We start from the raw sequence: 1,596 nt of genomic DNA, 5'->3' as shown, positions 1-1,596 counted from the left end.
ATGGGATAACCGCTGAAAGCATCTAAGCGGGAAGCTCGCTTCAAGATGAGATTTCCATACACCATTGTGTGTGAGAGGCCCCCAGCCAGACCACTGGGTTGATAGGCCGGATGTGGAAGCGAGGACTAACGACTCGTGAAGCTGACCGGTACTAATAGGCCGATAACTTACACCACACACCCTCTTCGTGAACGGATTCAAAAGACGTTCACACCATGAAGCAGGGTAAAAAGATAAACAAGACTGCTTGCGTCCACTATGTGGTTCCCAAACAACAAACCAAAAATGTTGTCCAGGGAACAAAAACACAACACAATAACAACACCACAATGTTGTAACCACAGTTTTCCCACCCCCAGGCAGTATCACCGGGGGTCGGGTACAAGGGTTACGGCGGTCATAGCGTGGGGGAAACGCCCGGTCCCATTCCGAACCCGGAAGCTAAGACCCACAGCGCCGATGGTACTGCACCCGGGAGGGTGTGGGAGAGTAGGTCACCGCCGGACAACCATTAGGTCGAGGCCCCAACCATCACGGTTGGGGCCTCCCACATTTAACGCACAAACCAAGAGACCCTCTCTCCTTTAACGCGGGTTTTCCATGAGCCCTCCCTCCTTTAACGTGTGTTTTCCGCCATCGCTCTCTCACTTGATGTCGTTTCAACCTCAACCTTCTCTCGCCCGGCCGCATGAAAAGGGCCAGTCTGCAGCATCCGACACCCGAGGCCGTCATCCGCTATGACACGGATGAGCATCATATGGAACAACACGCCAACTGAGAGAGCGTGGCTCCAAAACGCGCATCAAGTCAGAGAGCGTGGCTCCAAAACGCGCATCAAGTGAGAGAGCGTCCTGGGAAGTGTGAAGATGGCCACGATGCTGTTGCCTGGCTGCTGCCCTGTCCTGCCCCGGGAAGCAACTCCACTAGAATTGATGAAGATGTACGGACTTCGAAGCGCTTGATTTCGGGTTGCGTAGGAAAACGAAACACGGATACGAGCGGCTGCAGTTGCGCCAGTGGTCGGCTCACAACAGGAGGAATCCACATGGCTGAGCACAACGGCGGCAACCGCGGCGGGAATGACCGCGGCGGATTCCGCGGACACAACAACTCCGGCGGGGAACCCCGGGGATTCCGCTCCCGGCCCGGTCGGGACAACAACGATCCCTCCAACCGTGCAGCCGGCGGGGGAGAGCGAAAGCCCTTCGGCGACCGCGACAAGAAGCCTTTTGGTGATCGTCCGCGCCGCGATGGTGAAGGTGACCGCCGAGGCTTTGGTGGCGGTGAGCGCAAGCCGTTCGGTGACGGCGATCGTAAGCCTTATGGCGAACGGGACAACCGTTCGTTTGGTGATCGTCCGCGCCGCGACGGTGAAGGTGACCGCCGAGGCTTTGGTGGCGGTGAGCGCAAGCCCTTCGGCGACCGCGACAAGAAGCCCTTTGGTGATCGTCCGCGCCGCGAGGGCGAGGGTGACCGCCGAGGCTTTGGTGGCAGTGAGCGTAAGCCTTTCGGGGACCGCGACCGTAAGCCGTTCGGTGACGGCGATCGGAAGCCTTATGGCGATCGGGAGAACCGTTCGTTTGGGGATCGTCCGCG

Annotated in this window: 1 protein-coding gene and 2 rRNA genes; 2 read left to right on the top strand and 1 reads right to left on the bottom strand. The window is 58.5% G+C overall.

Going from position 1 to position 1,596, the window contains the following annotated elements:
• Window positions 1–176 (top strand): 23S ribosomal RNA (locus FNL14_RS20270); the annotation flags it as partial.
• Window positions 177–389: 213 nt separating this feature from the next.
• Window positions 390–506 (top strand): 5S ribosomal RNA (rrf, locus tag FNL14_RS20265).
• 296 nt (window positions 507–802) lie between these two features.
• Here rrf and FNL14_RS23395 read toward each other — a convergent pair.
• Window positions 803–1,596 (bottom strand): hypothetical protein (locus FNL14_RS23395; protein WP_181762723.1); only part of this gene is annotated, 794 nt, incomplete at its 5' end.

Source organism: Pseudarthrobacter sp. B4EP4b, from assembly GCF_006680095.1.
In the GTDB taxonomy this organism is placed as follows: domain Bacteria; phylum Actinomycetota; class Actinomycetes; order Actinomycetales; family Micrococcaceae; genus Arthrobacter.
This window is presented reverse-complemented; position numbering and strand designations above follow the sequence as displayed.